The sequence below is a fragment of the Sphingomonas melonis genome (assembly GCF_013409985.1).
Lineage (GTDB): Bacteria > Pseudomonadota > Alphaproteobacteria > Sphingomonadales > Sphingomonadaceae > Sphingomonas > Sphingomonas melonis_A.
In genome coordinates this window covers 51,772-78,106 of sequence record NZ_JACCBY010000003.1, presented here as the reverse complement: position 1 = coordinate 78,106, position 26,335 = coordinate 51,772, and the positions used below count along the sequence as shown (strand labels likewise).

32 protein-coding genes are annotated in these 26,335 nt (G+C 69.4%); 24 read left to right on the top strand and 8 right to left on the bottom strand.

Features of this window, described 5'->3' with window-relative positions; all coding sequences use genetic code 11:
• The first annotated feature begins 60 nt into the window (after positions 1-60).
• Positions 61-456 carry a hypothetical protein gene (locus HD841_RS11010; RefSeq protein ID WP_179508951.1) on the top strand — a complete coding sequence of 132 codons (396 nt, stop codon included), beginning with the start codon at positions 61-63 and terminating at the stop codon, positions 454-456.
• An 11-nt stretch (positions 457-467) separates the two neighbouring features.
• On the opposite strand, the gene HD841_RS11005 is transcribed toward HD841_RS11010, so the two are convergent.
• Positions 468-689, bottom strand: a complete 222-nt coding sequence (locus tag HD841_RS11005; protein WP_179508950.1) for a hypothetical protein — start codon at positions 687-689, stop codon at positions 468-470.
• Positions 690-797: 108 nt separating this feature from the next.
• On the opposite strand from HD841_RS11005, the gene HD841_RS11000 reads away from it, so the two are divergent.
• The 7 genes from HD841_RS11000 (at position 798) to HD841_RS10970 (ending at position 6,759) form a co-directional block, all read left to right on the top strand.
• The gene (locus HD841_RS11000) at positions 798-1,517 is read left to right on the top strand and encodes a hypothetical protein (RefSeq protein WP_179508949.1); all 720 of its coding nucleotides are present in this window, start codon (positions 798-800) and stop codon (positions 1,515-1,517) included.
• Positions 1,518-1,893: 376 nt separating this feature from the next.
• Complete coding sequence (locus tag HD841_RS10995; RefSeq protein ID WP_179508948.1) at positions 1,894-2,973, top strand: extracellular catalytic domain type 1 short-chain-length polyhydroxyalkanoate depolymerase; 1,080 nt, start codon at positions 1,894-1,896, stop codon at positions 2,971-2,973.
• 376 nt (positions 2,974-3,349) lie between these two features.
• On the top strand, positions 3,350-3,739 hold the full coding sequence (gene crcB / locus HD841_RS10990) for a fluoride efflux transporter CrcB (RefSeq protein WP_179508947.1): 390 nt from the start codon (positions 3,350-3,352) through the stop codon (positions 3,737-3,739).
• Complete coding sequence (locus HD841_RS10985; RefSeq protein ID WP_179508946.1) at positions 3,736-4,863, top strand: RluA family pseudouridine synthase; 1,128 nt, start codon at positions 3,736-3,738, stop codon at positions 4,861-4,863. Before crcB ends, HD841_RS10985 begins: the two co-directional genes overlap by 4 nt.
• A gap of 338 nt (positions 4,864-5,201) precedes the next feature.
• Positions 5,202-5,855, top strand: coding sequence for an HAD-IA family hydrolase (locus tag HD841_RS10980; RefSeq protein ID WP_179508945.1), 654 nt, complete (start codon positions 5,202-5,204; stop codon positions 5,853-5,855).
• Positions 5,852-6,070: a hypothetical protein gene (locus HD841_RS10975; RefSeq protein ID WP_179508882.1), complete on the top strand. Its 219-nt coding sequence runs from the start codon at positions 5,852-5,854 to the stop codon at positions 6,068-6,070. The genes HD841_RS10980 and HD841_RS10975 overlap by 4 nt, the downstream gene beginning before the upstream one ends.
• Positions 6,067-6,759, top strand: coding sequence for an ATP12 family chaperone protein (locus tag HD841_RS10970; RefSeq protein WP_179508944.1), 693 nt, complete (start codon positions 6,067-6,069; stop codon positions 6,757-6,759). Before HD841_RS10975 ends, HD841_RS10970 begins: the two co-directional genes overlap by 4 nt.
• On the opposite strand, the gene gmk is transcribed toward HD841_RS10970, so the two are convergent.
• From gmk to HD841_RS10945, 5 genes are all read right to left on the bottom strand, one after another.
• Positions 6,743-7,399, bottom strand: a complete 657-nt coding sequence (gmk, locus tag HD841_RS10965) for a guanylate kinase (protein WP_179508943.1) — start codon at positions 7,397-7,399, stop codon at positions 6,743-6,745. The genes HD841_RS10970 and gmk overlap by 17 nt on opposite strands.
• Before the next feature lie 101 nt (positions 7,400-7,500).
• Entirely contained in the window at positions 7,501-7,698 is a 198-nt protein-coding gene (locus HD841_RS10960) for a hypothetical protein (protein WP_179508942.1), read from the bottom strand.
• Positions 7,695-7,910 (bottom strand): hypothetical protein, encoded by a 216-nt coding sequence (locus tag HD841_RS10955; RefSeq protein ID WP_179508941.1) that lies wholly within the window; start codon positions 7,908-7,910, stop codon positions 7,695-7,697. Before HD841_RS10955 ends, HD841_RS10960 begins: the two co-directional genes overlap by 4 nt.
• Positions 7,911-8,005: 95 nt before the next feature.
• Complete coding sequence (gene fumC, locus HD841_RS10950; protein ID WP_179508940.1) at positions 8,006-9,394, bottom strand: class II fumarate hydratase; 1,389 nt, start codon at positions 9,392-9,394, stop codon at positions 8,006-8,008.
• 396 nt (positions 9,395-9,790) lie between these two features.
• Positions 9,791-10,276, bottom strand: a complete 486-nt coding sequence (locus HD841_RS10945) for an SspB family protein (protein WP_179508939.1) — start codon at positions 10,274-10,276, stop codon at positions 9,791-9,793.
• A 75-nt stretch (positions 10,277-10,351) separates the two neighbouring features.
• Between HD841_RS10945 and hisB the strand changes: the two genes are divergently transcribed.
• The 10 genes from hisB (at position 10,352) to HD841_RS10895 (ending at position 16,810) form a co-directional block, all read left to right on the top strand.
• A complete protein-coding gene (gene hisB, locus HD841_RS10940; RefSeq protein ID WP_137899362.1) occupies positions 10,352-10,939 on the top strand; it encodes an imidazoleglycerol-phosphate dehydratase HisB in 588 nt (195 codons plus the stop codon).
• Positions 10,936-11,253 carry a YciI family protein gene (locus HD841_RS10935; protein WP_179508938.1) on the top strand — a complete coding sequence of 106 codons (318 nt, stop codon included), beginning with the start codon at positions 10,936-10,938 and terminating at the stop codon, positions 11,251-11,253. The genes hisB and HD841_RS10935 overlap by 4 nt, the downstream gene beginning before the upstream one ends.
• Complete coding sequence (hisH, locus tag HD841_RS10930; RefSeq protein ID WP_179508937.1) at positions 11,250-11,855, top strand: imidazole glycerol phosphate synthase subunit HisH; 606 nt, start codon at positions 11,250-11,252, stop codon at positions 11,853-11,855. The genes HD841_RS10935 and hisH overlap by 4 nt, the downstream gene beginning before the upstream one ends.
• A 147-nt stretch (positions 11,856-12,002) precedes the next feature.
• Positions 12,003-12,743: a 1-(5-phosphoribosyl)-5-[(5-phosphoribosylamino)methylideneamino]imidazole-4-carboxamide isomerase gene (gene hisA / locus HD841_RS10925; RefSeq protein WP_179508936.1), complete on the top strand. Its 741-nt coding sequence runs from the start codon at positions 12,003-12,005 to the stop codon at positions 12,741-12,743.
• A gap of 241 nt (positions 12,744-12,984) precedes the next feature.
• Positions 12,985-13,755, top strand: coding sequence for an imidazole glycerol phosphate synthase subunit HisF (gene hisF, locus HD841_RS10920; RefSeq protein WP_179508935.1), 771 nt, complete (start codon positions 12,985-12,987; stop codon positions 13,753-13,755).
• A 34-nt stretch (positions 13,756-13,789) separates the two neighbouring features.
• Positions 13,790-14,164, top strand: a complete 375-nt coding sequence (locus tag HD841_RS10915) for an STAS/SEC14 domain-containing protein (RefSeq protein ID WP_179508934.1) — start codon at positions 13,790-13,792, stop codon at positions 14,162-14,164.
• Positions 14,161-14,322, top strand: coding sequence for a hypothetical protein (locus HD841_RS10910; protein WP_179508933.1), 162 nt, complete (start codon positions 14,161-14,163; stop codon positions 14,320-14,322). The genes HD841_RS10915 and HD841_RS10910 overlap by 4 nt, the downstream gene beginning before the upstream one ends.
• A 32-nt stretch (positions 14,323-14,354) precedes the next feature.
• Positions 14,355-14,663, top strand: coding sequence for a phosphoribosyl-ATP diphosphatase (locus HD841_RS10905; protein ID WP_179508932.1), 309 nt, complete (start codon positions 14,355-14,357; stop codon positions 14,661-14,663).
• A gap of 9 nt (positions 14,664-14,672) precedes the next feature.
• The gene (locus HD841_RS10900; protein ID WP_179508931.1) at positions 14,673-15,050 is read left to right on the top strand and encodes a histidine triad nucleotide-binding protein; all 378 of its coding nucleotides are present in this window, start codon (positions 14,673-14,675) and stop codon (positions 15,048-15,050) included.
• Between the two features lie 167 nt (positions 15,051-15,217).
• Entirely contained in the window at positions 15,218-16,810 is a 1,593-nt protein-coding gene (locus HD841_RS10895; RefSeq protein ID WP_179508930.1) for an amino acid permease, read from the top strand.
• Positions 16,811-17,114: 304 nt separating this feature from the next.
• Here HD841_RS10895 and HD841_RS10890 read toward each other — a convergent pair whose 3' ends face one another.
• On the bottom strand, positions 17,115-18,113 hold the full coding sequence (locus HD841_RS10890) for an adenosine kinase (RefSeq protein ID WP_179508929.1): 999 nt from the start codon (positions 18,111-18,113) through the stop codon (positions 17,115-17,117).
• Between the two features lie 106 nt (positions 18,114-18,219).
• On the opposite strand from HD841_RS10890, the gene HD841_RS10885 reads away from it, so the two are divergent.
• From HD841_RS10885 to HD841_RS10870, 4 genes are all read left to right on the top strand, one after another.
• On the top strand, positions 18,220-18,909 hold the full coding sequence (locus HD841_RS10885; protein WP_179508928.1) for an EI24 domain-containing protein: 690 nt from the start codon (positions 18,220-18,222) through the stop codon (positions 18,907-18,909).
• Entirely contained in the window at positions 18,891-19,271 is a 381-nt protein-coding gene (locus HD841_RS10880; protein ID WP_179508927.1) for a hypothetical protein, read from the top strand. Before HD841_RS10885 ends, HD841_RS10880 begins: the two co-directional genes overlap by 19 nt.
• Before the next feature lie 417 nt (positions 19,272-19,688).
• Entirely contained in the window at positions 19,689-21,821 is a 2,133-nt protein-coding gene (locus HD841_RS10875) for a TonB-dependent receptor (RefSeq protein WP_179508926.1), read from the top strand.
• Positions 21,818-22,903 carry a PepSY-associated TM helix domain-containing protein gene (locus HD841_RS10870; RefSeq protein WP_373562997.1) on the top strand — a complete coding sequence of 362 codons (1,086 nt, stop codon included), beginning with the start codon at positions 21,818-21,820 and terminating at the stop codon, positions 22,901-22,903. The genes HD841_RS10875 and HD841_RS10870 overlap by 4 nt, the downstream gene beginning before the upstream one ends.
• A gap of 7 nt (positions 22,904-22,910) precedes the next feature.
• Here the strand turns inward: HD841_RS10870 and queG are convergent, their stop codons facing one another.
• Positions 22,911-23,978: a tRNA epoxyqueuosine(34) reductase QueG gene (gene queG / locus HD841_RS10865; RefSeq protein ID WP_373562996.1), complete on the bottom strand. Its 1,068-nt coding sequence runs from the start codon at positions 23,976-23,978 to the stop codon at positions 22,911-22,913.
• An 87-nt stretch (positions 23,979-24,065) separates the two neighbouring features.
• Between queG and HD841_RS10860 the strand changes: the two genes are divergently transcribed.
• The gene (locus tag HD841_RS10860; RefSeq protein ID WP_179508925.1) at positions 24,066-24,983 is read left to right on the top strand and encodes an ABC transporter ATP-binding protein; all 918 of its coding nucleotides are present in this window, start codon (positions 24,066-24,068) and stop codon (positions 24,981-24,983) included.
• A complete protein-coding gene (locus HD841_RS10855; protein ID WP_179508924.1) occupies positions 24,980-26,206 on the top strand; it encodes an ABC transporter permease in 1,227 nt (408 codons plus the stop codon). Before HD841_RS10860 ends, HD841_RS10855 begins: the two co-directional genes overlap by 4 nt.
• Positions 26,207-26,335 lie beyond the last annotated feature (129 nt).

Genomic DNA, 26,335 nt, shown 5'->3' with positions numbered 1-26,335 from the left:
GACGCCCCGATGCCCGCGCGCATCGGTCTTCCTGCTACAGTGATGCCAGAGGAGACAGCCATGCGTATTCTGATCCTGACCGCGCTGGTCGCCGCAACGACGCTGACCGCCGTACCCGCCACCGCGCAGGAACCGCGTGGCCGTGCGCCGCGCCGGACGGCCGACGAGGTCGTCTATATCCACCACGTCCGTCCGGTCCGCCGCCACGATCCGCGGTATGACGACCCGCGCAGCAACCTGCGCGCGCACCGCGACGACGGCTATTATGACGATGGCTATTACTATGACGATCGCGACCCGCGCAATCAGGACCCGCGCAGCGACCTGCGCAGCCGCCGCGGCGGGCGCTATACCGCCGACGATCTGCGCCGCGACCAACGCGCCGACCTGCGCGACCGGCACGACGCGCCGCGCGAGGACGCGGAGGAGGATGCCCCCGACGACAGCGAGGGCTGATCCTCAGCCGATCAGAAGATCCCGCCGCCCAGGCTGAGCCGGATCGCGAAGATCACGATCAGCACCAGGTTGAGGTTGCGCCCGCTGTTCGACGACGACATCGCACCGAACGCGGCGCCGACGATGCCGATCGGGATGACGACCCAGTTCAACCAGCCGAGCAGCGGGATGAAGGCGACCAGTCCCAGCACCAGGGTGACCAAACCGATCGCGATCGAGACGATATTGAGCATAAGCGCAACATGGCCATCGTCCCCGCCCGGGACAAGCCACCCCCGTGTGACGGAATGTTGCCGCAAACGCCGGTAGCGCCCGCCGGCTGACTGGGTCATGTCTTTGACGTGACAGCGATTCGCCCCCTCCTTCTGCTCGCCCTGACGCTGGCCGCGTGCAGCAAGCAGCCTGCCTCGCAGCAGGATCTCGACAGCCTCGACCAGGAGCTGACCGCCGCCGGGCCGGGCAACCAGCGCGACCCCGCATTGACCGCGGCGCTGCGCGACCAGATCATGGTCGATCCCGCACTGACCCAAAGCGCCAACACCAATGTCGTGCGCCCGCCGGCCCGCCCCGACCCGCTCTCGGCGCCGCCCGAACCGGTGATCGCCACGCCGGACCGCGTCACCGCCGCCGATCTCAAGCCGACCCCGGCGGCGAAGGGCGACTGCCCCGCCTGCCGCAAGGCCACGGGCGCACTGACGCTCGGCGAACTCGCGCGGCGGCAATCGGCGGCGACGGCGGGTTGCGCGGACCACGTCACCTATTCCGCCGGCTGGGCCAATCGCCTGCCCGCCGCGGTGCCGCTCTACCCCGACGCGCGCGTCCGCGAGGCGGCGGGCAACGACGCCTGCGGGTTGCGCGTCGTCAGCTTCGCCAGCAGCGCGCCCGTCGGCCGCATCCTCGACTGGTACCACGCCCGCGTCACCCGCGCGGGCTATTCGGCGGAGCATCAGGCGGCAGGCGCGCAACACGTGCTCGGCGGCACTCATGGCGACTCGGCCTATGTCGTCTACGTCACCGCCGACCCCGCCGGCGGCAGCCAGATCGATCTGATCGTCCGCTGATCGTCTCCCTCGCTGGAGAGGCAGGGCGATCGCCCAGCGCCGCGCGGATGAGGTTCGATCGGCTTCCTCTTCTTATCCGTCACCCCGGACTCGTTCCGGGGTCCACCGGGCGGCTGGGAGAACGGCTTGCACCTCCAGCCCGTCTCCCCGCCGCAGAGTGGACCCCGGAACGAGTCCGGGGTGACGGAGTGGGCGTGGAAGACGACGAGCTCACACGGATGGTCCTAGGCGACAGCCCCTCCCGTATAACGCGGAGAGAACACGACTCCCCTCCAGGCAGCGGCGCCGCGGCTTGCTATCCCATCCCGCCGGACCATATTGTGCATTGCAGCATCACACGCCTGGTGGCGGTCTGCCCCCCTTTCGGAGTGCGCGCATGCGACGTTTGTCAGACACGATCAGCCGGCTCGCCGCCGCCCAGGGCCAGACCGCGCCCTGGGCGGGCGGCGCCGATCGGCTGAGCCCGCTGACCGGCTTCGGCCGCAATCCCGGCAATCTGCTCGCCCGCACCTATGTCCCAGCCTCGGTCGCCGCCAGGCCGGCGCTGGTCGTCGTGCTGCACGGCTGCACCCAGACCGCGGCGGGCTATGACGCCGGCGCCGGCTGGTCGCAGCTCGCCGACGAACACGGCTTCATCCTGCTCTTCCCGGAACAGCAGCGCGCCAACAATCCCAATCTCTGCTTCAACTGGTTCGCACCCGAAGACGTCAGCCACGACCATGGCGAGGCCTATTCGATCCGCGAGATGATCGCCGCGATGATCGACGCGCACGACGTCGATCCGGCGCGCGTCTTCGTCAACGGCCTGTCGGCGGGCGGCGCGATGACCGCGGTGATGCTCGCCACCTATCCCGAAGTGTTCGCCGGCGGCGCGATCCTCGGCGGCCTGCCTTATGGCACTGCGAGCGGCGTGATGCAGGCGCTCGACCGGATGCGCGGCCACAACATGCCCGATGCCGCCGCGCTCGGCACGCTGGCGCGCGACGCCTCGACGCACCGCGGCGCCTGGCCGACGCTGTCGATCTGGCACGGCGACGCCGACGCCACCGTCGACCAGACCAACGCCGAGGCGCTGCTCACCCAGTGGCGCGCGCTCCACCACGTCGCCGCGCAGCCCGACGTGCAGACGACCGAGGGCAACCATGCCTATCGCGGCTGGCACGATCCCGCGGGCCGGCTGGTGATCGAGGATCACCGTATCCACGGCATGGGTCACGGCACCCCGATCGCCGCGCACGGACCGGAGGCCTGCGGCACGCCCGGCCCGTTCATGCTCGACGTCGGCATCGCCTCGACCCGCCGCATCGCCGCCTTCTGGGGCATTGCCCCGGCGGTCGTTGCGCCCGCCGCCCGCGGCAGCGCCAGGCTGACCCGCGTTGCGACGCCGCGGCGCGAACCGGCCGGCGTCGCCGGCGTCATCAACGACGCGCTCCGCGCCGCCGGACTGCTGCGCTAGGCTGGATCGACGTTCGAGCGTTGGAGAGAAGCCCCTCGCCCGGGCAGGGGATATGGACGTTCGATCGAGCCCACCGCCTGCCAATCCCCCCCGTCACCCCGGACTTGTTCCGGGGTCCACTCCGCGGCGAGGGGAGTGGCTTGATGGGACACCATTCTCTTGTTGCACGGTGGACCCCGGAACGAGCCCGGGGTGACGGGTAGGAGGAGGAGGCCGATCGAACCTCATCACCACTGCCATATGCGATGGTCCTCCCCTGCCAGCCGGAGGAATTGGCCACGATACCGATCCCCGCAAGCCCGGCGCAGCCGCCGGACCGGAGCGCCGGCAAACCCCCGCATTCCCTTGAACCCAATAGTCCTCTAGGGCTGGCACCATGCCTCTTCTGTTCGTCATGATCGGCGGTGCCCTGGGCTCCGCCGCGCGTTATCTCACCGGCCGTGCCGCGCTCGCCGCGCTCGGCCCGGATTTCCCCTTCGGCACGCTGGCCGTCAATCTCGTCGGCGGCCTGCTGATGGGCGTGCTCACCGCCATCCTCGCCCGCGCCGGCGGCATGGCCGAGCCATGGCGGCTGTTCCTCGGCGTCGGCGTGCTCGGCGGCTTCACCACCTTCTCCAGCTTCAGCCTGGATGCCGTGACGATGATCGAACGCGGTGCGCTCGCCCCGGCGTTCGGCTATGTGCTGGTGTCGGTGATCGGGTCGATCGCCGCGCTGTTCGCCGGCCTCGCCGCGACGCGCGCCCTGCTTGCGGGAGCCAGCGCATGAGCGACGCCAAGAACGACACCCGCGACGGCGTCCGCCAGTTCAACGTCGGCTACGACGACGACGGCATCCGCCTCGACCGCTGGTTCAAGCGCCACCTGCCCGAGACGAGCTTCACCACCGTCGCCAAATGGGCGCGGACGGGCCAGCTCCGCGTCGACGGATCGCGCGCGACGCCGGGCGACCGGATCAAGGCCGGCCAGACGCTGCGCGTGCCGCCGCCCGAGCCGGTGATCGAGGATACGCCCGACGCGCCCCGCCCCAAGCGCGAACGCCCGCCGCTGAGCGAGGACCAGATCGCTTATGCGCGCGAGATGGTGATCCACAAGGATCTCCAGGCGCTCGTGCTCAACAAGCCGCCCGGCCTCGCGACGCAGGGCGGCACCAAGACGTCCGAGCATGTCGACGGCCTGCTCGACGCGCTGCAATATGATGCGGAGGGACGCCCCAAGCTCGTCCACCGCCTCGACAAGGACACGTCGGGCGCGCTGCTCGTCGCGCGCACCAGCCGCGCCGCCGCCTTCTTCGCCAAGGCCTTCTCCGGCCGCACCGCGCGCAAGGTGTATTGGGCGCTGGTCGTCGGCGTGCCGTCGATCGACGACGGCATGGTCGACCTGCCGATCGGCAAGCAGCCCGGCACCGGCGGCGAGAAGATGCATGTCGACGAGGAGAACGGCCAGGCCGCGCGCAGCCGCTATCGCGTCATCGAGCGTGCCGGCAACCGCTGCGCCTGGGTCGAGCTGCAGCCGTTCACCGGCCGCACCCACCAGTTGCGCGTCCATATGGCGGCGATCGGCCACCCCATCGTCGGCGACGGCAAATATGGCGGTGCCGCGGCCTTCCTGACCGGCGGCGTCAGCCGCAAGATGCACCTCCACTCGCGTCGCATCCGCGTCGACCATCCCGACGGCGGCAGCATCGACGAGACCGCGAGCCTGCCGACGCATTTCGCCGAAAGCCTCGCCACGCTCGGCTTCGACGAGGCGAAGGGCGATGCGATGCCGTTCGAGGAGCCGAAGAAGGGCCCGCCCCCCAAGGCGGTGCTCAAGCAGCGTGCCAAGGCGCACGCCAAGTCGATGCGCAAGGAACATCGCGGCGAACGCCGCCGCCGCGGCAGCAAGGACTGATGCGAGGGGGCGGTACTGATGCGCCGCCCCCTTTCGATCTACCCGTCACCCCGGACTTGTTCCGGGGTCCACCGCGCCGCAAGCGCGCGCTTCCGCCGTCAGCCGACCTCCTCGCCGCTGAGTGGACCCCGGAACAAGTCCGGGGTGACGGGGTGGGTCGGGCACCGTCTCGATCGCCAGATCGCCCACATTGAACACGAAAACACTCCCGGCCCAGCACCCATCATATTTGAGACCGGAAACAATTCCCGGATCGTTTCGGTTAGGGTGTCCATGTTGTCCATGTCGCCCAACACCTTCCCCTTCACCGCTCCGCCGGCGACCGCTACGGCAGCACGATGATCAAACTCGCCGTATTCGATTGCGACGGCACGCTCGTCGATAGCCAGGCCAACATCTGCCAGGCGATGGAGGAGACGTTCCGCATCGCCGCGCTGCCCGCCCCGCCGCGCGCCGCGATCCGCCGCATCGTCGGGCTCAGCCTGGTCGAGGCGGTCCGCGCGCTGCTGCCCGAGGCGGACGATGGGCTGCACCGCAAGATGGCCGCCGATTACAAGGACGCCTTCTTCGACATGCGGACCAGCGGCACGATGGCGGAGGAGCCGCTGTTCGAAGGGATCGTCACCGTCATCGAGACGCTCGCCGAGCGCGGCTGGCAGTTCGGCGTGGCGACCGGCAAGTCGGACCGCGGCCTCGCGCGCGTGCTCGCCCATCATGGCCTCACCGACCGATTCGTGACGCTCCAGACTGCCGATCGCCACCCGTCCAAGCCGGACCCTTCGATGCTGCTCGCCGCAATGGCGGAGGTCGGCGCGACGCCCGACCAGACCGCGATGATCGGCGACACCAGCTTCGACATGGCGATGGCCAAGGCCGCGGGGGCGCGCGCGGTCGGCGTGGCCTGGGGCTATCACGACGCGCATGATCTGGTGCGCGGCGGCGCGCAGGTCGTCGCGACCCGGACCGCAGCGTTGCTGGACATCCTGGCATGACCCCCGACGAGTCGCGCGCCCGCACCCGCTGGCTGGCGATGGTCGGCAGCCGATTGGCGGGCAGCGCCGGCGCGGTGTTCGGACTGGTGCTCGCCGCCCGGTCGCACGACTGGCCGATCAAGGTGCTCGGCGTCGCGATCACGCTGTCGGCGCTCGCCGTCGTCGCGATCGTGCCGGCGAGCCTCGCGCATCGCTGGCGGACGCCGCGGCCATGAAGCGCTTCTGGACACAAGTCGCGATCGATGCCGATCGCGTCGTCACGCTCGACGGCCGACCGGTCCGCACGCCCGGCCGGGTTCCGCTCGCGCTCCCGACCGATGCGGTCGCCGCGGCGGTGGCGGAGGAGTGGCGCGCGGTGACCGACACGATCGACCCGCGGGCGATGCCGCTCACCGGCCTCGCCAATGCGGCGATCGACCGGATCGCGCCCGACCCGACGGCCTTCGCCGCCGGCCTGGCTGCCTATGGCGAGACCGACCTGCTCTATTATCGCGCGCAATCGCCCGACGCGCTGATCGCGCGGCAGGAAGCGGCGTGGGACCCGTGGCTCGACTGGGCGCGCGCCCGCTACGACGTGCATTTCGCGACGACCGCGGGGATCATGCATCAGGCACAGCCGCCGGCAACGCTGGCACGACTCGGCGACGCGGTGGCGGCGCTCGATCCCTTCCACCTCGCCGGCCTGTCGCCGGTGGTGACGATCACCGGTTCGCTGATCCTCGCGCTGGCGCTGGTCGAACGCGCCGGCGATCCCGACACGCTGTGGACCGCGGCGAATATCGACGAGGATTTTCAGGCGGAGCTATGGGGCGAGGACGCGCTCGCCGCCCAGGCGCTCGCCAACAAGCGCCGCGACTATGACGCCGCGGTCGCGTTCCTGGCGGCGCTCAGGCCGTCCGGGTGAGCTTGCGGATGAAGCCGATCAACCCGGTCTGCCGCGACCGCTTGAGCCGCTCGGCGGCCAGGATCGTCTTCACCCCCTGGAAGCATTGCTCGACATCGTCGTTGACGAGCACATAATCATAGCCGTCCCAATGGCTGACCTCATTGGCGGCGCGTGCCATCCGCGCCTCGATGACGTCCATCGAATCGGTGTTGCGGTTGGTCAGCCGCGCGCGCAGCTCCTCCATCGACGGCGGGAAGATGAACACCCGTACCACATCGCCGCCGGCGATCTGGAACAGCTGCTGCGCGCCCTGCCAGTCGATGTCGAACAGCACGTCCTTGCCGGCGGCCAGCATCGTCTCGATCTGCGCGCGCGGCGTGCCGTAGCGATGGTCAAAGACATGCGCCCATTCCAGGAACTCGTCCGCCGCGACCATGCGCCGGAATTCCTCGAGATCGACGAAATGATAGTCCTTGCCGTCGACCTCGCCGGGCCGCATCGGCCGCGTCGTCACCGATACCGACATGTCGAGCTCGGGCTCATCGGCAAGTAGCTTGCGCGCGATGGTGGACTTGCCCGCGCCGGACGGCGAAGACAGCACGAACAGGACGCCGCGGCGGCGGAAGTTGTGCGGATCGGCGGAATGGGTCGTCGGCATGCGCGCTAGTGGGGTCTGCCGGGGCCGGGCGTCAAGCGCAGCCGGCTGAAAAGTCGCGAAAGCGAACATCCTCCCGCGCCGCGCGCGGGAGGATCAGTCGATTACAGGTCGCGCGACTGGCGGCGACGGTCATAGGCCTTCTTGGCGACATAGCCGCCGCCGAGCAGCAGGCCGAGCGGCCCCATGCGCCGCATCGCGCCCATCGACAGCGCGCCGATCGCCGCGCCCTTCAGGCCGCCACGGCCATCGCGCCGATCGATCTCACGTCCGACGAGTGCACCGATAATCCTGCCGATCATGCTTCCACCTTTCCGAAAATCTGGTCCTTGAGTTCCGCTGCGCCGCGCAGGACGGCCCAGCCCACCGCATAAGTGACGGCGAGCGGCAGCACGACCTTCAGCACATTGGCGGTCACCGCGCCGATGATCGCGCCGTCGGCGACGCCATCGTCGTCTCCCGACAGCGAATCGATCGCGGCGCCGATCAGCGCGCCCGTGGTTGTGGTGCTCACGTCCGTCCCCTCCTAGCGTTGCGGTCATGGAAGCGCGCGACGGCGGGGGAAGTTCCTCGCGACGGGGCCGTTCCGGAACTTGTCCGCCGCGCCGGTCAGCGCCCGATCATCGTCTCCGGCCGCACCAGCCGGTCGAACGTCGCCTCGTCGACCAGTCCCAGTTCCAGCCCCGCTTGCTTGAGCGTCTGCCCCTTCTGATGCGCATGCTTGGCGATCTTGGCGGCATTGTCATAGCCGACCTCGGGCGCGAGCGCGGTGACGAGCATCAGCGACTGTTCGACCAATTGCCCGATCCGGTCGCGATTCGCCTTGAGCCCGTCGACGGTGCGCTCGGCGAAGCTCTGCATGCCGACACTGAGCAAGGCGATCGACCGCAGCACATTGGCACCGATCAGCGGCTTGAAGACGTTGAGCTCCATATGCCCCTGCAGACCGCCGACGGTGACCGCGACGTTGTTGCCCATCACCTGCGCGGCGACCATGGTCAGCATCTCGGCCTGCGTCGGGTTGACCTTGCCGGGCATGATCGAGCTGCCCGGCTCGTTGGCAGGCAGTTCCAGCTCGCCGAGACCCGAGCGCGGCCCCGACCCGAGCAGGCGGATGTCGTTGGCGATCTTGGTCAGCGCCACCGCGAGCACGTTGAGCGCGCCGTGAAGGTCGACCAGACCGTCGTTCGAGGCCAGCGCCTCGAACTTGTTGGGTGCGGTGACGAACGGCAGGCCGGTGAGCGATGCGATCTCCGCCGCGACCGCCTCGGCAAAGCCGGCGGGCGCGTTCAGCCCGGTGCCGACCGCCGTGCCGCCCTGCGCGAGCGGCATGATGTTGCGCTCCAGCGTGCTCGCGATCCGGTCGCGCGCATTGGCAAGCTGCTGGACGTAACCCGAGAACTCCTGCCCCAAGGTCAACGGCGTCGCATCCTGAAGGTGCGTGCGGCCGATCTTGACCAGATCGTCCCATTCGCGCGCCTTCGCGGCAAGCGCGTCATGCAGCCGGTCGAGCGCCGGATAGAGCTGTCGCGTGACGGCCAGCGCCGCGGCGACGTGGAGCGCGGTCGGGAAGCTGTCGTTGGACGACTGGCCGCGGTTGACGTCGTCGTTGGGATGGACCGGCGCCTTGCCGCCGCGGGTGCCGGCGAGCTGCTCGTTGGCGCGGCCGGCGATCACCTCGTTGACGTTCATGTTCGACTGCGTGCCGCTGCCGGTCTGCCAGATGACCAGCGGGAATTGCTCATCGAGCTTGCCCGCGGCGATCTCGGTGGCGGCGGCCTCGATCGCATCGGCCTTGTCCGCGGCCAGCCCATGCCGCCGGTTCACCCGCGCCGCCGCCTGTTTGACGATCGCGAGTGCGTGGACGATCTCGACCGGCATCCGCTCGCGCGGCCCGAACGGGAAGTTCTCGAGGCTTCGCTCGGTCTGCGCGCCCCAATAGGCGTCGGCGGGGACTTCGATCGGGCCGATCGAATCGGTTTCGGTGCGCGTGCTCATGCGACGTAATATCAAAGGCCGCATTGCCGGATTCAAGGGCTGCCAACGGCAATGGCCGGTACAACCCCGGCAGCGTCCCACGGACGTCGCATTCGCGAGGCGGTTGAGACGTGAGGCACTCCCCCGCAAGGTCAGAGCTATTACATAGGAACGCTCGCGTGAGCCGGTCGCCCTGCCTGCAAGGGAGAGGTGGCATGCCGGAGGCAGCACTCAACTACCGCACGACCGTCCCCGGTATTGTCGCAGATGCCCAAGCATGGCCTGAGAAGCCCGGGATACCCAAATCGCTATCGGATGGCGTTCGGCCGGACCGACCGGGACGTCATTGACCGCAACCTAACCGCGCGAGAACCGCATCGCGGTCCGAGCCTTTCGGCGCAGCGACGACCGCGATCCCTATTTCTTCCGCTTGAAGTCCACGCTCACGACGTTCGAACCGTCCGCCGCCGGGGTCGCGGTCGGGCCGTCGTTCTCGGCCTCGTCATGCGGCTCCGGCCCATCATTGGGATCTTCGGTCGCCTGGAAGCGCAGTTCGAAGTTCACCGCCGGATCATGGAAGCCGGTGATCGCCGAATAGGGGATGACCAGCTTCGACGGCACCTGGTTGAAGCTCAGCCCGACGGAGAACTTCCGTTCGTCGACCAGCAGGTCCCAATAGCGGTTCTGCAGCACGATCGTCATCTCGTCCGGGAATCGCTCGATCAGCCGCTGCGGGATGTCGACGCCGGGCGCCTGCGTCTTGAAGGTGATGTAGAAATGGTGCTCGCCGGGCAGGCCACCCGATTCGGCGACGGAGCCGAGCACGCGTCCCACGACGGCACGCAGCGCCTCCTGGACGATCTCGTCATACGGGATAAGGCTATCAGGAAGGCCGTCAGTCATGCCCCTTGGGTAGCGTATCGCCCGGTCGGGTCAAGATTGTGCGTGACGACACACGCTCCTATGGGACGAGCCGACATGCGCATTGCCACGATCAACCGCTCCACCGCCGAAACGCGGATCGACGTCACCGTCAACCTCGACGGCACCGGCGTCTATTCGATCAAGACCGGCATCGGCTTTCTCGATCACATGGTCGAACAGCTCAGCCGCCACGGCCTGATCGACATCGACCTGAAGGTCGACGGCGACCTGCATATCGACGGCCACCACACCGTTGAGGATTCTGCGCTGGCACTCGGCCAGGCCGTGGCGCAGGCGCTCGGCGACAAGCGCGGGATCCGCCGCTACGGCGACGCGCTCTCGCCGATGGACGAGACGCTGACCCGCGTCGCGCTCGACATCTCGGGGCGGCCGTGGCTGGTGTGGAAGACCGCCTTCACCGTCTCGCGGCTCGGGGAGCTCGACACCGAGCTGATCGAACATTGGTTTCACAGTTTCGCGCAGACCGCGGGGATCACGCTCCACGTCGAGACGCTGTACGGCAGCAACAACCATCATATCGTCGAGGCGGCATACAAGGGCCTCGCCCGCGCGCTGCGTACCGCGGTCGAGATCGACCCGCGCAAGGCGGATGCGATCCCCTCGACCAAGGGCGTCTTGTGAGCGAGCCCTTCGTCCGCCCCGGCACCAGCCTGTGCGTCGTATCGCTGACCTATGGCAACGACCTCGACGCGATCGACGCGGCGATGAGCGACCACGTCGACTGGCTGTCCGACGCCTATGCAAACGGCCTGCTGCTCGCCTCGGGCCGCAAGCAGCCGCGCACCGGCGGCATCATCATCGCGATCGGCGGCAAGACGGTGACCGAGGAACTGATCGCCAAGGACCCGTTCGTCTCGCGCGGGCTGGCGACGGCGGAAATCACTCCCTTTACCGCGAGCATGGCGGCGACGCCGCTCGCCGATCTCCTGTCATGACGATCGCGCTGATCGATTACGGCGCGGGCAATCTCCATTCGGTCGAGAATGCCTTGCGGGCGGCGGGGGCGACCGACCTGACGGTCACCGCCGATGCCGATGTGGTGGCGAAGGCCGACCGCATCGTGCTGCCCGGCGTCGGCGCGTTCGGTGCCTGCGCCAATGCCTTGCGCGCCGTGTCAGGGATGGTCGAGGCGATGGAGCGCCGCGTCCGGCAGGAGGGCGTCCCCTTCCTCGGCGTCTGCGTCGGCATGCAGCTCATGGCGGACGTGGGCGAGGAGATGGGTCAGCATCGCGGCCTCGGCTGGGTGCGCGGGCGCGTCCGCCAGCTCGAACCCGGCACGATGGACGCCAAGGTGCCGCATATGGGCTGGAACGACGTGGTGCCGCTCGGCGCGCATCCGCTGGTGCCGGCGGGCGAGGCCTATTTCCTGCACAGCTATGCCTATGAGGGCGAGGACGTGATCGCGACCAGCGACCATGCCGGCCCGGTCACCGCGGCGATCGCGCGCGACACGATGCTCGGCGTGCAGTTCCACCCCGAAAAGAGCCAGCGCTACGGGCTGGCGATGCTTGAAAGGTTTCTCGCATGGCGGCCCTGACCTCATTCCTCCCCCGCAAGGGGGAGGTGGCAGCGAAGCTGACGGAGGGGGAGGATACGGTACGGTCCGCGGTTGCGGAATCGCCCCCTCCACCACCGGCCTACGGCCGGCGGTCCCCCTCCCCCGCTAAAGCGTAGGAGGAATGATATGAGCCTCATCGTCTTTCCCGCCATCGACCTGAAGGGCGGTCAGGTCGTGCGCCTTGCCGAGGGCGATATGGATCGCGCCACCGTCTATGGCGACGATCCCGCCGCGCAGGCGATGCTGTTCGCCGAGGCCGGCGCGCAGCATCTCCACGTCGTCGACCTTGACGGCGCCTTTGCCGGCGAATCGGTCAACGGTGAGGCGGTGCGCGGCATCGTCGAGCGCTTCCCCGGCCACGTCCAGCTCGGCGGCGGCATCCGCAACCGCGCCAGCGTCGAGCGCTGGTTCGACCTCGGCGTCTCGCGCGTCGTGATCGGCACCGCGGCGCTGGAGGACCCGGAGTTCGTCCGCGGCGCCGCGCGCGACTTCCCCGGTGGCGTCGTCGTCGCGGTCGATGCCCGCGACGGCATGGTCGCGACCAAGGGCTGGGCCGACGTCTCCACGACCAGTGTCGTCGATCTCGCGCGGCGTTTCGAGGATGCGGGGGTGGCATCGCTCCTGTTCACCGACGTCGGTCGCGACGGGCTGCTCAAGGGCTGCAACGTCGAGGCGACGGTCGATCTCGCGCGCTCGGTGTCGATCCCGGTGATCGCCAGCGGCGGCGTCAAGGGTATCGCCGAGATCCACGTCCTCGCGCTGCACGTCCGCGATGGCGTCGAAGGTGTCATCACCGGGCGCGCGTTGTACGACGGGCGGCTCGACCTCGCCGCCGCGCTGAGCGTCGCGCGGGGGGCGGAAGGATGATCGCGCGAAGACGCGAAGACGCCAAGATGCCGGGCTTGCACGCAGAGGCGCGAAGGGCGCGGAGACGGACGTGGCTGATCGACCGCATCAGCGGCCATTCTGTCGCGTCCGGTATCGAAACCTGGGTTTCGCTACGGCCGACACGGAACGCCTCTGCGCTCTCTGCGCCTCTGCGCGGCTATAAAAGCCTGCTTCGCGTCTTCGCGTCTTCGCGTGATCTCACCTGCTCGAGGGGTTCCGCATGACCGTCCGCGCCCGTGTGATCCCGTGCCTCGACGTCGCCAACGGCCGCGTCGTCAAGGGCGTCAATTTCGTCGAGTTGCGCGATGCCGGCGATCCGGTCGAACAGGCACGCGCCTATGACGCCGCCGGCGCGGACGAACTCTGCTTCCTCGACATCACCGCATCCCACGAGGATCGCGGCACGATCCTCGACGTGGTGCGGCGCACCGCGGCGGTATGCTTCATGCCGCTCACCGTCGGCGGCGGCGTGCGCAGCGCCGAGGATGCGCGCGCGCTGCTGCTCGCCGGTGCGGACAAGGTCGCGGTCAATTCCGCCGCGGTCGCCCGGCCCGAGGTCGTCGCCGATATCGCCGAGCGGTTCGGCAGCCAATGCTGCGTCGCCTCGGTCGACGCGCGCCGCGTCGGCGAGCGATGGGAGGTGTTCACCCATGGCGGCCGCCGCCCGACCGGGCTCGACGCGATCGACCACGCCCTGCACCTCGCGGACCTCGGCGCGGGCGAGTTGCTGGTCACCTCGATGGACCGCGACGGCACGCGCAGCGGCTACGACCTCGCGCTCGTCCGCGCGATCGCCGATCGGGTCAGCGTGCCGGTGGTGGCGAGCGGCGGCGTCGGCGGGCTCGCCGATCTCGTCGCCGGCGTCCGCGATGGCCATGCCAGCGCGGTGCTCGCCGCGTCGATCTTCCACTTCGGCGAGGCGAGCGTCGCCGATGCGCATGCCGCGCTTGCCGCAGCCGGCATCCCGGTGCGCCAGCCGCTCCGGGTTTAGCGCTTCGGCAACGGTTTGCGGCCATGATCGGGCTATGTATGCGATCACGTTCCGCCACGATCTCAACCTGCTCGACATCCGCTGGACCGGATTGTTCGACCAGCCTGCCGTTGCCGCTTATGCGGACGAACTGGTGCGCCGCTTTCGCGAAGAGGGGTTCCGCGTCGGCTACCGGCTGCGCATGTACATGAGCGGGTGCAGCGTCCAGCCGGTCGAGGCGGCGGCGGCGATCAACCAGCGACTCGGCACCTTTCCGCGCGCCAGCCGTATCGCGATCGTCACCAGCAGCGCGATCACCCGGCTGCAGGTGAAACGCTTCATGACCCAGCCCTATCTGCGCATCTTCGCCGCTGCCGGCGAAGCGCTCGACTGGCTCGTTGCCGGCGATGGCGAGGTGACCGCAGCATGACCGTGCTGACGGCATCGTCCGTCGCGGGCGGCCATTCCGGCACGGTCCACCCCCGCACCGGCCCCGCCTGGTCGGACCTCGCCTTGTTCGTCGTCGCGGCGATCGGGCTATGGCTTGTCCGACGCGCGTTGCGGCATCGCTTTACCAAGAAGGATTGACCCTTCCCCACTTCCCGCGCCAAGCGGGGGGCATGGACCCGCTCGACCGCCTGGAAGCCACCATCCGCGCCCGCCGCGACGCCGCCGAACCCGGCAGCTCCTATGTCGCGAGCCTGTTCGCCAAGGGCCGGCCGAAGATCGCGCAGAAGGTCGGCGAGGAGGCCACCGAGACGGTGATCGCCGCGCTCGCCGAACCGGACAAGCTGGTGCCGGAGGCGGCGGACCTCGTCTTCCACCTGCTCGTGCTGCTTGCCGATGCCGGACTGGGGCTGGACGACGTGCGCGCCGAACTCGCGCGCCGCGAGGGCGTGTCCGGCCATGACGAGAAAGCCTCGCGCTAGGAGGACCTGATGCCGATCGACGCCACCCTGCCCTATGACGACCAGAATATCTTCGCCAGGATCCTGCGCGACGAGATTCCGTCGAAGCGGGTGTATGAGGACGATTATGCCGTCGCCTTCCACGATATCGCGCCGGTCGCGCCGATCCACGTTCTGGTGATCCCGCGCGGACCCTATGTATCGTGGGACGATTTCAGCGCGCGCGGCTCGGACGCGGAGATCGCCGGCTTCGTCCGCGCGATCGGCCATGTCGCCCGCGCGCACGGCCTCGTCGCGCCGGGCTATCGCCTGCTCGCGAATGTCGGCGGCGACGCCGGGCAGGAGGTGCCGCACCTCCACGTCCACCTCTTTGGCGGCAAGCCGCTCGGCCCGATGCTGTCGCGCTGAACGCGCCGCTTCGGGCGGAACGGGCGTTCCGAACCCCCTGCCCGCACCGCGCCGACCGTCCCTTGATCCACTTAGGGGATTGCACCTGTCCCGTTTGGGGCTAGCATCGATCGCTTCACCATGCGGCGGCAGTCAACGACCGTGCGCATCTGGGGGGATAGAGCTTCATGATATTCGGGCGCGTCAAACCACTCGACGCCATTCTCGCCACTGCCGAAAAACGCGGCCTCCACCGCTCGCTCGGCGCATTCCAGTTGACCATGCTGGGGATCGGCGCCGTCATCGGCACCGGCATCTTCGTCCTGACCTCCGAGGCCGCGCAGAAGGCGGGGCCGGGCATGCTGTTGTCGTTCGTCGTCGCGGGCTTCGTCTGCGCCGTCGCGGCGCTCTGCTATTCCGAACTGGCCTCGATGGTGCCGGTCTCGGGGTCGGCCTATACCTATTCCTATGCGGTCGTCGGCGAATTGCTCGCCTGGATGGTCGGCTGGGCGCTGATCCTCGAATATGCCGTCGGCGCCAGCGCGGTCGCGGTCGGCTGGTCCAACCATGCGGTCGGATTGCTCAGGGGGCTGGGCGTCCAGTTCCCTGCGGCGATCAGCAACGCCGACGCGCTGATGGCGCATATGCTGGTCGCGTTCGGCGCCACGCCCAACGTTGACCTGCAGACCGCGATGGCGGTCGGCGGCTGGGTCAACGTTCCGGCGGTGATCGTCGTCGGCTTTGTCACCTGGCTGCTCATCATCGGCACCACCGAAAGCGCCCGCGTCAACGCGGTGCTGGTCCTGATCAAGATCGCCGCGCTGACCGCCTTCGTCGCGCTGACCATCCCGGTGGCCAAGGCAACCAATTTCGATCCCTTCCTGCCCACCGGCGGCGTCGGCGTGTTCGGTGCGGCCGCGTCGATCTTCTTCGCCTATGTCGGCTTCGATGCGGTCTCGACCGCAGCGGAGGAGACCAAGAACCCGCAGCGCAACGTGCCGATCGGCCTGATCGGCAGCCTGGTGATCTGCACCATCTTCTACCTGCTGGTCGCCAGCGGTGCGATCGGTGCGATCGGCGCGCAGCCGGTGATGACCGCCGGCCAGGTGCTCGCGCCCGGCTCGGCGGAGATGGCGGGCCGCTGCGCCAGCATCGTCGCCACCGGCGCGATCGAGCCGCTGGTCTGCTCGAAGGAGGCGCTGGTCCACGTCCTCGACACGATCGGCTGGCCGGTGATCGGCCGGCTCGTCGGCCTTGCCGCGGTGCTGGCACTGCCCTCGGTCGTGCTGATGATGATGTTCGGCCAGACCCGCATCTTCTTCACCATGGCGCGCGACGGCCTGCTGCCGGAGAAGCTGGCATCGGTGCACCCGAAGTTCCGGACGCCGCACGTCGTCACCGTCGTCACCGGCATCGCCGCGGCGATCGCGGCGGCGGTGCTGCCGGTCGGCAAGCTCGCCGACTATTCCAACGCGGGAACGCTGTTCGCCTTCTTCATGGTCGCGGTTTCGGTGATGGTGCTGCGCAAGACCGATCCGGGTCGTAAGCGGCCGTTCCGCACGCCGGCGGTCTATGTCGTCGCGCCGCTGGCGATCGTCGGCTGCGTCGGCCTCTATCTGTCGTTGCCGCTGACCGCCAAGCTGGTCCTGCCCTGCTGGGGCCTGATCGGGCTGGTGATCTATTTCGGCTACAGCCGCAGCCGGTCGTATGTCGGCCGCGGGATTTTCGACACCGTCGACGATCCGGCGATGCAGCCGGAACTGGCCAAGCCGCTCGACTGATCGGACTTCGCCATCATGACGGGCCGGGGGAGCGATCCCCCGGCCTTTTTTGCGCGCGAAGCCGCGAAGCCGCGAAGCGGGCGCATGCCCCTTTCTCTCTCATCGACAAGCTGGGAAGCGCGCCGCCGCGCCGGCCACGACCTCTTCGCGCCTTTGCGCCTTCGCGTGAATCATGCTCGCGCAGAGGCGCAGGGCGGGCGCGCGCCGGGCGCCTTCGCCTTGTATCGATGATGGGGAAGCGCGCGCGACGGCGATACGCGGCCGCGCGGTTCGCCCCTCTCCCGACGGGAGAGGGGCGACGGCCTCAGCCGAGCTTGGCGGCGGCGAGCGCCTTCATGTCGACGTTGGGGCGGGCGCCGAAGTGGCTGATGATCTCCGCCGCGCAGATCGCGCCGAGGCGCAGCGACTGTTCCAGCCCCTTGCCCTGCGCCTGGCCGTGGAGGAACCCCGCCGCGAACAGGTCGCCCGCACCGGTCGTGTCGACGACCTGCGCGATCGGCTCCGCGGTGACCTCGGCACGGCTGCCATGCTGGATCGCGCAGGCGCCATGCGCACCGCGGGTTACGACGAGCGTCGGCACTTGCGCCGACAGCTTGGCGACCGCGGCATCGAAATCCTCGGTCTCGGCCAGCGCCGCCAGTTCGCCCTCGTTGGCGAACAGGATGTCGATCAGCCCGTCGGCGATGAGCTGGCGGAAGTCGCCGCCGTGCCGGCCGATGCAGAAGACGTCCGATAGCGTGAAGGCGACCTTGCGCCCCGCCTTGCGTGCGGCCTCGATCGCGGCGCGCATCGCGGCGCGCGGCTCCTCGGGATCCCACAGATAGCCTTCGAGGTACAGGATCGCGGCATCCTCGATCACCGACAGGTCGAGCGCGCTCTCGGGCAGGAACTGCGACGCACCCAGATAGGTGTTCATCGTGCGCTGGCCGTCGGGCGTGACGAAGATCAGGCAGCGCGCGGTGGTCGGCTGGCCGGGGCGCGCGACGGTGGCGAACTCGACGCCGGCGGCGCGGATGTCATGCGCGAAGACCTGCCCCAGCTGATCGTCGGCGACCTGGCCGATGAACGCCGTGCGCCCGCCGAGCGCCGCGATCCCCGCGACGGTGTTGGCCGCCGAGCCGCCGGACACTTCGCGCCCCGGGCCCATCTTGGCGTAGAGCGCGTCGGCATCCTCCGGCGAGAACATCAATTGCATCGAGCCCTTGGCCACGCCGATCGACTCGATGAAGGCGTCGTCGGCCTGGCTGAGGATATCGACGATCGCATTGCCGATCGCGACCACGTCATATTTGGGCTGGGACAAGGATATAGCTCCGGGGAAAACGTAAAGGCCGTCCCTAGGGCCAGCCGCCCCCCCACGCAACGTGGCGGCGGTTGACGCGTCCGCCCGCGCGCGCCACCCCGGCACCATGCTGCGCGCCCTCACCTTGTCGATCGCCCAACTCGGCCAGCCCGCCATATTGCGCGTGCTCGGCAAGTCGCTGCTGGTCACGCTGGCGATCTTCGCCGCGCTGGGCGCCCTGCTCTATGCGGGTCTGCGCGCGCTGTTCGAGGCCTGGGTCGGCACCGGCTATGGCAGCGGCCTTGCCGGCGCGGCGGCGGTGGTGCTGCTCGTGCTCGGCGCGTGGCTGCTGTTCCGGGTGATCGCGGTCGCGGTGCTCGGCGTGTTCGGCGACGAGGTGGTCGCCGCGGTCGAGGCGCGCCATTATACCACCGCGCATGCGGCGGCGCGGCCGGTCAGCCTCGCGCGCGCCTTACGCCTGGGGCTCGGTTCGGCGGGACGCGCGGTGGCGGTCAACGCGCTGATGGTGCCCGTCTATCTCGCGCTGCTGTTCACCGCGGTCGGGCCGGCGATCGCCTTCTTCCTGGTCAATGCGCTGCTGCTCGGCCGCGACCTCGGCGAGATGGTGGCGAGCCGGCATATGGACGATGCGACGATGCGGGGCTGGCGCAAGGCGACGCGGGCGCAGCGTTTCGTGCTGGGACTTGTCGGCACCGGGCTGTTCGTGGTTCCGCTGGTCAATCTCGTCGCGCCGATCCTCGGGGCGGCAATGGCGACGCACCTGTTCCATGCGTCGCAATGGGGGAAACGCGCGTGAAGGTACCGGCGGCACTCGGATTGGCCCTCTTTGCGAGCGCCTGCGCCGCGCCGGGCACGGTCGCCCCGACGGTGGTGAGCCGTCCGGTCGTCCCCTACACCAGCGCCGGGCTGGAGCGCGTGATCGGCCAGAACGAGGCGGGTCTGGTCGCCCTGTTCGGCAAGCCCGACGCGGATGTCCGCGAGGGGCCGGCGCGCAAGCTCCAGTTCGCCGGGCCAATCTGCGTGCTCGACGCCTATCTCTACCCCAAAGGGTCCGACGCACCGCGGGTGACCTATCTCGATGCGCGCGAGCCGGACGGCAGCACGATCGACCGCGCCAGCTGCGTCGCCGCGCTGACCCGACGCGACGGCGGCCGCTAGCCAAGCCCCCCTCGGCGGCCACGAAGGATGGCAAATGGGTTTGTAAGTCCACCGTGTTCCAAACCCACCCGTCACGCCGGACTCGTTCCGGGGTCCACTCTGCGGCGAGGAGAAAGGTTTGATCCGACACCGTTCTCTTGCGGCCCGGTGGACCCCGGAACCAGTCCGGGGTGACGGATCTGATAAGGGAACCGATCGAGCCTCATCCCCTCCGCCGTAGAAGATCGCGCTGCCTCGGACGCACGGCGCATGAAATAATCCCTTTCGATCCCGGCGACTTACCTCATCCGCTGCCCCGCAAGCCCTTGGCCGCTAATGCGAAACACTTGCGATACCTGCTGGCGCCTTCTATTCGGCGCGCTTTGAGGCTCTGCGGTGTCCCTGACGGCGGGGTCGCGGGCGGCATGAGGGGGATCGATGACGATAGCATGGGGCCTGATGGCCGTCGCCGGACTGTGGGCCGGCAGCGCCTGCGCGCAGGAGGTCACCGACGCACAGGATGCCGAGCGGCCGGCGCGCGACGACATCATCATCACCGCGGCCCGCACCAACCTGCCCGCCAGCGCGCTGCCGCTGACCGCCGACGTGATCGACCGCGAGACGCTGTCGCGGCAGGTCGCGGTGTCGGGATCGACCGTCGACGCGGTGTCGGCGCTGTTACCCTCCTTCTCGCCGACGCGCGAGAAGATCACCGGCGTCGGCGAGACGCTGCGCGGCCGATCGCCGCTGTATGCGATCAACGGCATCCCGCAGACGACGCCGATCCGCGACGGCAATCGCGACGGCTATACGATCGATCCGTTCTTCATCGATCGGGTCGAGGTGATCTACGGCTCGAATGCGCTGCAGGGGATCGGCGCGACCGGCGGCGTGGTCAACCAGGTCACGGTGCGGGCGCCGAAGACGGAGGGCTGGAGCGCGCGGACGCTCGTGCAGGGCAATACCGCCGACACTTTCGCCGGCGAGGCGCTCGGCGGCAAGCTGGCGGGTCTGGTCAACCTGCGCCGCGGTGCCGTCGATGCGACCGCCGGCGTCGCCGTCCAGCGCCGCGGCGCCTTCCTCGACGGCCACGGACGGCGGATCGGCTATGACGGCAACCAGAGCGAGGTCCAGGACACCGACAGCCTGTCCTTCTTCGGCCGGATCGGCGCCGACCTGTCCGACAGCGCGCGGATCGAGGTGATCGCCAATCGCTTCTGGTTGCAGGGCAACGATCATTACGTGCCGGTGACGGGCAACCGTGTCCTCGGCATCCCGGCGACGACCCGGCGTGGCCATACGCCCGGCCAGCCCTCCACCGGCCTTGCGGAGATGGTGTCGGCATCGCTGACCGATGGCGATCTCGCGGGCGGCGCCTTCACGCTCCAGGGCTTCTACAATCGCACCAGCGACACGTTTGCAGGCGGCATCCTCGACACGTTCCAGGACAAGCGAATCGCCCCGATCAACACGCTTTTCGACCAGTCGCGCAACGTCTCGCGCAAGATCGGCGGCAAGATCAGCTACGAGCGCGCGGTACCCGGGTTCGAGGCCCTGACGCTGACGCTCGGCTTCGACGCGCTGATCGACCGCACCGCGCAGACGCTGGTACAGACCCGGCGGGAGTGGGTGCCGCAGACCGACTTCCGCAGCCTCGCGCCGTTCGGTCAGGCGAACCTCAAGCTGTTCGACGGCCTCGTCCGGCTGGCCGGCGGCATCCGCGACGAGAACGTGCAGCTCGACGTGCCCGATTATACGACGCTCGCCTCGGCCGGCGCGCAGTCGGTCACGGGCGGCAAGCCGCGCTTCTCGCGTGCGCTGTGGAACGGCGGGCTGGTGCTGGAGCCGGCAAAGGGCGTCCGGGCCTATGGCAGCTACGCCGAGGGCTATACCGTCGCCGATATCGGGCGCGTGCTGCGCGGCGTCAGCAAGCCGAACGTGCATATCGACAACTACCTCGATCTGACCCCGGTCATCTCCAACAATCGCGAGGTCGGCGTCGAGGTCACGCAGGGCCCGGTGGAAGCCAGCGCCGCTTATTATTGGTCGTCGAGCAAGGACGGTTCGCTGCTCGTGCGCAACGCAGACGGCTTCTTCAACGTCATGCGCCAGCCGATCGCCATCGCGGGACTCGAACTCGACATCAAGGCGCGCATGCCGGTGAAGGGCCTCAAACTGGGTATCGGCTTTGCGCATACGGTCGGACGCACCGACACCAATCAGGACGGCATCCTCGACGCCGACCTCGACGGCGCCAACATCTCGCCCGACCGGTTCAACCTGAACGCCGACTATAATCGCGGTGGCTTCACGGCGGGCGCGCAAGGGCGATGGTATCTGTCGCGCCGTTTCGATGGTCAGCCGCGCGCGAACGACTTTGCCGGCTACCGCCTGTTCGATGCCTATGTCGCCCACGACATCGGGATCGGGCGCCTGATGCTGTCGGTGCAGAACATCGCGAATACCCAGTTCGTCACTTACTATAGCGACACCCAGGGGCCGACCGATGACGCCCGCTTCTTCACCGGGCGCGGGCGCAACCTCACGCTGAGCTGGCAAACCGGCCTGTGATCCGGCTGCTGTCGCTGCTGCATCGCTGGGTCGGCGCGATCGCCGGCCTGTTGCTGGCGCTGCTCGGCTTGAGCGGTGCGCTGCTGGTGTGGCGCGATCAATGGACCTTCGTACCGCATGCCGGCGACGCGCCCGGGCACGACATGGCGGCGCTGGCCCGCGTCATCGATGCGGTGGCCGACGGCGCGACGCCGATCGAGCGGATGACCTTCGCCGGCGAGGGGCTGGGCGTACATCAGATCGTCTATGCCGACGGCAGCGGTGCCTATCTCAGCCAGAGCGGCGAGGTCGTCGCCCGCTGGACCGCGATCTGGCAGCGGCCCGAATTGTGGCTTTTCGACCTCCACCATCACCTGCTGCTCGGCGAGGCCGGCGAAACCGCCGAAGGCATCGTGGCGCTCGTCGGGCTGTTCTTCGTGATCAGCGGCGTCGTGCTGTGGTGGCGGATGCGTGCGCGGTTCCGGCCGCGGCTATGGCCGGCGAAGATGACGTCGGGCGCGATCGTCCACCACCATCGCGACCTGGGCGTGATCACCGCGCCGCTGCTCGCGCTGTCGCTGCTGACCGGGGCGATGATGGCGCTGCCCGCGGTCGGGCAATGGATGATGGCGCCGCTCGGCCGCGAGGCCAAGGCGAAGGCGCCCGACGTACCCGCAGCCCCGCCGCACGCCGGCCGGCCCGATTTCGCGCGCGCCTTCGCCGCCGCCGCGACGCGCTTCCCCGATGCCGAGCCGCGGCGGCTGCAATGGCCGCGCAAGGCCGGCAAGCCGATCACGCTGCGGCTGCGCCAGCCGTTCGAATGGACGCCGAACGGCCGCACCTTCCTCTACCTCGATCCGGCGACGCTGGCAGTGGTCGGCGCGGCCGATCCCGCCGACGGACGCGGCAGCGGCTGGTTGCAGGAGAAGCTCTACCCGGTCCACGCCGCCAAGGTCGGCGGGCTCGGCTGGAAGCTGGCGATGACCGCGTCCGGGCTGGCGCTGGCGATGCTCGGCAGCCTCGCCGTCTACGGCTTCTGGCGGACGCGCTGGACCGCGCGTCGGCGCCGGCGCGTGCGGATGGTGCTCCACCGCGCGGCGTGAGCGCGGATCAGGGCGCCTGCGCCGCACCGCGCACCTGCGCCGCCGCCCACGCCGCCGCCTCCGCCACCACCGCGTCCGCGTCGCCGCACAGCCGGTCGAGCAGCGGCAGCAGTGTCGCCGCACCGCTGTTCCCGGCGGCGATCGCCGCATTGCGGACCATGCGGTTGCGGCCGATGCGCTTGATCGGCGATCCGGCGAAGACCTGGCGGAAGCCCGCGTCGTCGAGCGCGAGCAGGTCGGCGAGCGCCGGCGCGGTGAGTTCGGCACGCGGCTGGAAGGCGAGGTTCGCCGCGGCCGCCGCCGCGAACTTGTTCCACGGGCAGACCGCCAGGCAATCGTCGCAGCCATAAATGCGGTTGCCGATCCCCGCGCGGAATTCCTCCGGGATCGGTCCGGCGTGTTCGATCGTCAGATAGGAGATGCAGCGCCGCGCATCGAGCCGGTAGGGCGACGGGAAGGCGTCGGTCGGACAGGCGCGCTGGCAGGCGTCGCACGAGCCGCAGCTGTCGCGCCCCGGCGTACCGGGCACGAGGTCGAGCGTCGTGTAGATCGCGCCGAGGAACAGCCAGCTGCCATGCGCCCGGCTGACCAAATTGGTATGCTTGCCCTGCCAGCCGAGCCCCGCCGCCTCGCTGAGCGGCTTTTCCATCACCGGCGCGGTGTCGACGAAGACCTTGAGGTCGCAACCCGCCTCCCGCGCCAGCCAGCGGCCGAGCGCCTTCAGCGCCTTCTTGACGACGTCATGATAGTCGCCGCCCTGCGCATAGACCGAGATGCGGCCGCGCTCCCCCTCCTGCGCCAGCCGCAGCGGATCGGCGGCGGGGGCGTAGCTCATGCCGAGCGCGATGACGCTGCGCACCTCGGGCCATAGCCCGGCGGGCGAGCCGCGGTGATGGGCGCGCTCCTCCATCCAGATCATGTCGCCGTGGCGCCCCTCGGCCAGCCATTCGCGCAGCCGCTCGGCGGTGCGCGGCGCCGCGTCGGCGCGCGCGATGCCACAGGCGACGAAGCCGAGTTCGGCCGCCTTCGCCTTGATCCGGCGTTCGATTTCGGCATGCTGCTTGTGTTGGGACACGTCCGCCCGCTACCACAAGGGCAACGGCAACACACGCATCCCGTTGCGGATGCGCGGCCAGGCCGGGGCGAATGGGGGGACGGGTGTTTGGCTGACGATCTGGCGGTGTTCGCCGACCATCTGGTGAAGCGCTTCGGCGAACGGCGCGTCGTCGACGGGATCGATCTCGCGGTGCCGCGCGGCGCCATCTATGGCGTGCTCGGCCCCAATGGCGCGGGCAAGACGACGACACTGCGGACCTTGCTGGGCATCATCGAACCCGACGAGGGGCGACGATCGGTGCTCGGCCATTTCGCCCCGCGCGAGGCGAGCGACCGCGTCGGCTATCTGCCCGAGGAGCGCGGGCTCTACCCGTCGATGAAGGCGCGCGACGCGATCGCCTTCATGGGCGCGCTGCGCGGGCTCGACCGCCGCACCGGCCGTGCCCGCGCCGCCGAGCTGATGGAGGCCGCCGGCCTCGGCCATGCCGTCGACGAGAAGATCAAGAAACTGTCCAAGGGCATGGCGCAGCTGGTGCAATTGCTCGGCTCGGTAGTCCATCGCCCCGATCTGCTGGTGCTCGACGAGCCCTTCTCCGGTCTCGATCCGGTCAATCAGGAAAAGCTCGAGGCGCTGATCCTCGCCGAGCGCGACCGCGGCGCGACCGTGCTGTTCTCGACGCATATCATGGCGCATGCCGAGCGCGTCTGTGACCGGCTGGCGATCATCGCCGGCGGCAAGCGCCGCTTCGAGGGCACGGTGGACGAGGCGCGCGGCACGCTGCCGAGCCGGGTGCGCTATCTGCCCACGCGTCCCGATGCGGCGATCGCGGACGTGCTGCCGCACGATGCGGTGCCGGATGGCAACGGCTGGCGGTTCCAGCTGCCGGCGAACGGGATCGAAGGGTTGCTGGTGACGCTGATCGACCGGGGATATGGCATCGGCGGGCTGTCGATCGAGCGGCCTGGCTTGCACGACGCCTTCGTCCGCATCGTCGGCGACGCCGGCGCAGGAGACGCCGCATGAGCAACGCACTGCGTACCCTTCGCCAGGCGCTGACCATTGCGCGGCGCGACTTCGTCGCGACGGTGTTCACGCCCGTCTTCCTGCTGTTCCTGCTGGCGCCGGTGCTGCTCGGCTCCTTCTCCGCGATCGGCGGCATGGGCGCGGCGAGCGTCGCCGAAAGCCGCGCCGACAAGTCGCGGATCGTCGCGATCGTCCCGGATGCATCGGCGCGCCTGATGGCGGCGGCCGACACGCGGCTGCGCATTGCCTTCCGTCGCAGCGACGATGCGCCGCCGGTGCTCGTCACCCAACGGCCCGACGGCGACCCCGCCGCGCAGGCGCGCGCCGCCTTCGCGACGGACGATTTCGAGGCGACCGCGGTGCTCTACGGCCCGCTCGACCGGCCGCAGGTGCTGTACGGGCCGCGCGGCGCCCGCGCCGCGGATTATCTCGCCTTGCTCGCCGCCGACACGGTCGCGGCGCAGCGGCTGGGCGCGGTACCGCAGGTCACCGCCACCAAGACGCCGATCGAACGGCCGCGCGGCTCCGCCGGCAATCGCCGCCAGTCCGCCTCGTTCGCGGTGTTCGGCGTGTTCCTGCTCAACCTGTTCCTCGCCAGCCAGGTCGTCGGCACGATGGCGGAAGAGCGCAACAACAAGGTGATCGAGGTGCTCGCCGCCGCGGTGCCGCTGGAGAGCGTGTTCCTCGGCAAGTTGCTCGGCATGTTCGGCGTCGCGGTGCTGTTCGTCTTCTTCTGGGGGACGATCATCTCGCGCCTCGGCATGCTGCTGCCCGCCGAGATGGCTTCGGCGCTGGCGATCCAGGCGGCGGTCGGTTTGCCCGCGTTCGTCGCGCTGTTCCTCGCCTATTTCACGATGGCCTACCTCCTGCTCGGCTCGGCCTTTCTCGTGGTCGGTGCGCAGGCGTCGACGCCGCGCGAAATCCAGATGCTCGCGCTGCCGATCTCGATCGTGCAGATGGGCATGCTGGCGCTGGCGCTCGCCGGCACCAGCCGGCCGGACAGCTGGGTCGCCACCGCCGCGCAGCTCTTCCCGCTGTCGTCGCCGTTCGCGATGGCCGGGCAGGCGGCGATGTCTCCCGCGCTTTGGCCGCATGTCGCCGCGATCGCATGGCAATTGCTGTGGGTGACGCTCTTCATCACGCTCGGCGCGCGCCTGTTCCGCCGCGGCGTGCTGCAATCGGGCAGCGCCAAGCCGTTCTGGAAGCGCACCCGCGGCGACTGACGCCGGCACGCCGCCGGCGACGGCGGCTCTTCTCACGAAAATGTCCGAGATGACGCTGTTGTCATCGCGCCTACGTCACCGCGTCACACGCTCCTGCCTAGACATGATTCCAGGTTGTTGGGGGGAGTT

Coding starts and splice junctions, on each gene's coding strand:
- HD841_RS11010 (WP_179508951.1), top strand. CDS start 61: ATGCGTATTCTGATCCTGACCGCGCTGGTCGCCGCAACGACGCTGACC.
- HD841_RS11005 (WP_179508950.1), bottom strand. CDS start 689: ATGCTCAATATCGTCTCGATCGCGATCGGTTTGGTCACCCTGGTGCTG.
- HD841_RS10995 (WP_179508948.1), top strand. CDS start 1,894: ATGCGACGTTTGTCAGACACGATCAGCCGGCTCGCCGCCGCCCAGGGC.
- crcB (WP_179508947.1), top strand. CDS start 3,350: ATGCCTCTTCTGTTCGTCATGATCGGCGGTGCCCTGGGCTCCGCCGCG.
- HD841_RS10985 (WP_179508946.1), top strand. CDS start 3,736: ATGAGCGACGCCAAGAACGACACCCGCGACGGCGTCCGCCAGTTCAAC.
- HD841_RS10980 (WP_179508945.1), top strand. CDS start 5,202: ATGATCAAACTCGCCGTATTCGATTGCGACGGCACGCTCGTCGATAGC.
- HD841_RS10975 (WP_179508882.1), top strand. CDS start 5,852: ATGACCCCCGACGAGTCGCGCGCCCGCACCCGCTGGCTGGCGATGGTC.
- HD841_RS10970 (WP_179508944.1), top strand. CDS start 6,067: ATGAAGCGCTTCTGGACACAAGTCGCGATCGATGCCGATCGCGTCGTC.
- gmk (WP_179508943.1), bottom strand. CDS start 7,399: ATGCCGACGACCCATTCCGCCGATCCGCACAACTTCCGCCGCCGCGGC.
- HD841_RS10960 (WP_179508942.1), bottom strand. CDS start 7,698: ATGATCGGCAGGATTATCGGTGCACTCGTCGGACGTGAGATCGATCGG.
- fumC (WP_179508940.1), bottom strand. CDS start 9,394: ATGAGCACGCGCACCGAAACCGATTCGATCGGCCCGATCGAAGTCCCC.
- HD841_RS10945 (WP_179508939.1), bottom strand. CDS start 10,276: ATGACTGACGGCCTTCCTGATAGCCTTATCCCGTATGACGAGATCGTC.
- hisB (WP_137899362.1), top strand. CDS start 10,352: ATGCGCATTGCCACGATCAACCGCTCCACCGCCGAAACGCGGATCGAC.
- hisH (WP_179508937.1), top strand. CDS start 11,250: ATGACGATCGCGCTGATCGATTACGGCGCGGGCAATCTCCATTCGGTC.
- hisA (WP_179508936.1), top strand. CDS start 12,003: ATGAGCCTCATCGTCTTTCCCGCCATCGACCTGAAGGGCGGTCAGGTC.
- hisF (WP_179508935.1), top strand. CDS start 12,985: ATGACCGTCCGCGCCCGTGTGATCCCGTGCCTCGACGTCGCCAACGGC.
- HD841_RS10915 (WP_179508934.1), top strand. CDS start 13,790: ATGTATGCGATCACGTTCCGCCACGATCTCAACCTGCTCGACATCCGC.
- HD841_RS10910 (WP_179508933.1), top strand. CDS start 14,161: ATGACCGTGCTGACGGCATCGTCCGTCGCGGGCGGCCATTCCGGCACG.
- HD841_RS10905 (WP_179508932.1), top strand. CDS start 14,355: ATGGACCCGCTCGACCGCCTGGAAGCCACCATCCGCGCCCGCCGCGAC.
- HD841_RS10900 (WP_179508931.1), top strand. CDS start 14,673: ATGCCGATCGACGCCACCCTGCCCTATGACGACCAGAATATCTTCGCC.
- HD841_RS10895 (WP_179508930.1), top strand. CDS start 15,218: ATGATATTCGGGCGCGTCAAACCACTCGACGCCATTCTCGCCACTGCC.
- HD841_RS10885 (WP_179508928.1), top strand. CDS start 18,220: ATGCTGCGCGCCCTCACCTTGTCGATCGCCCAACTCGGCCAGCCCGCC.
- HD841_RS10880 (WP_179508927.1), top strand. CDS start 18,891: ATGGGGGAAACGCGCGTGAAGGTACCGGCGGCACTCGGATTGGCCCTC.
- HD841_RS10875 (WP_179508926.1), top strand. CDS start 19,689: ATGACGATAGCATGGGGCCTGATGGCCGTCGCCGGACTGTGGGCCGGC.
- HD841_RS10855 (WP_179508924.1), top strand. CDS start 24,980: ATGAGCAACGCACTGCGTACCCTTCGCCAGGCGCTGACCATTGCGCGG.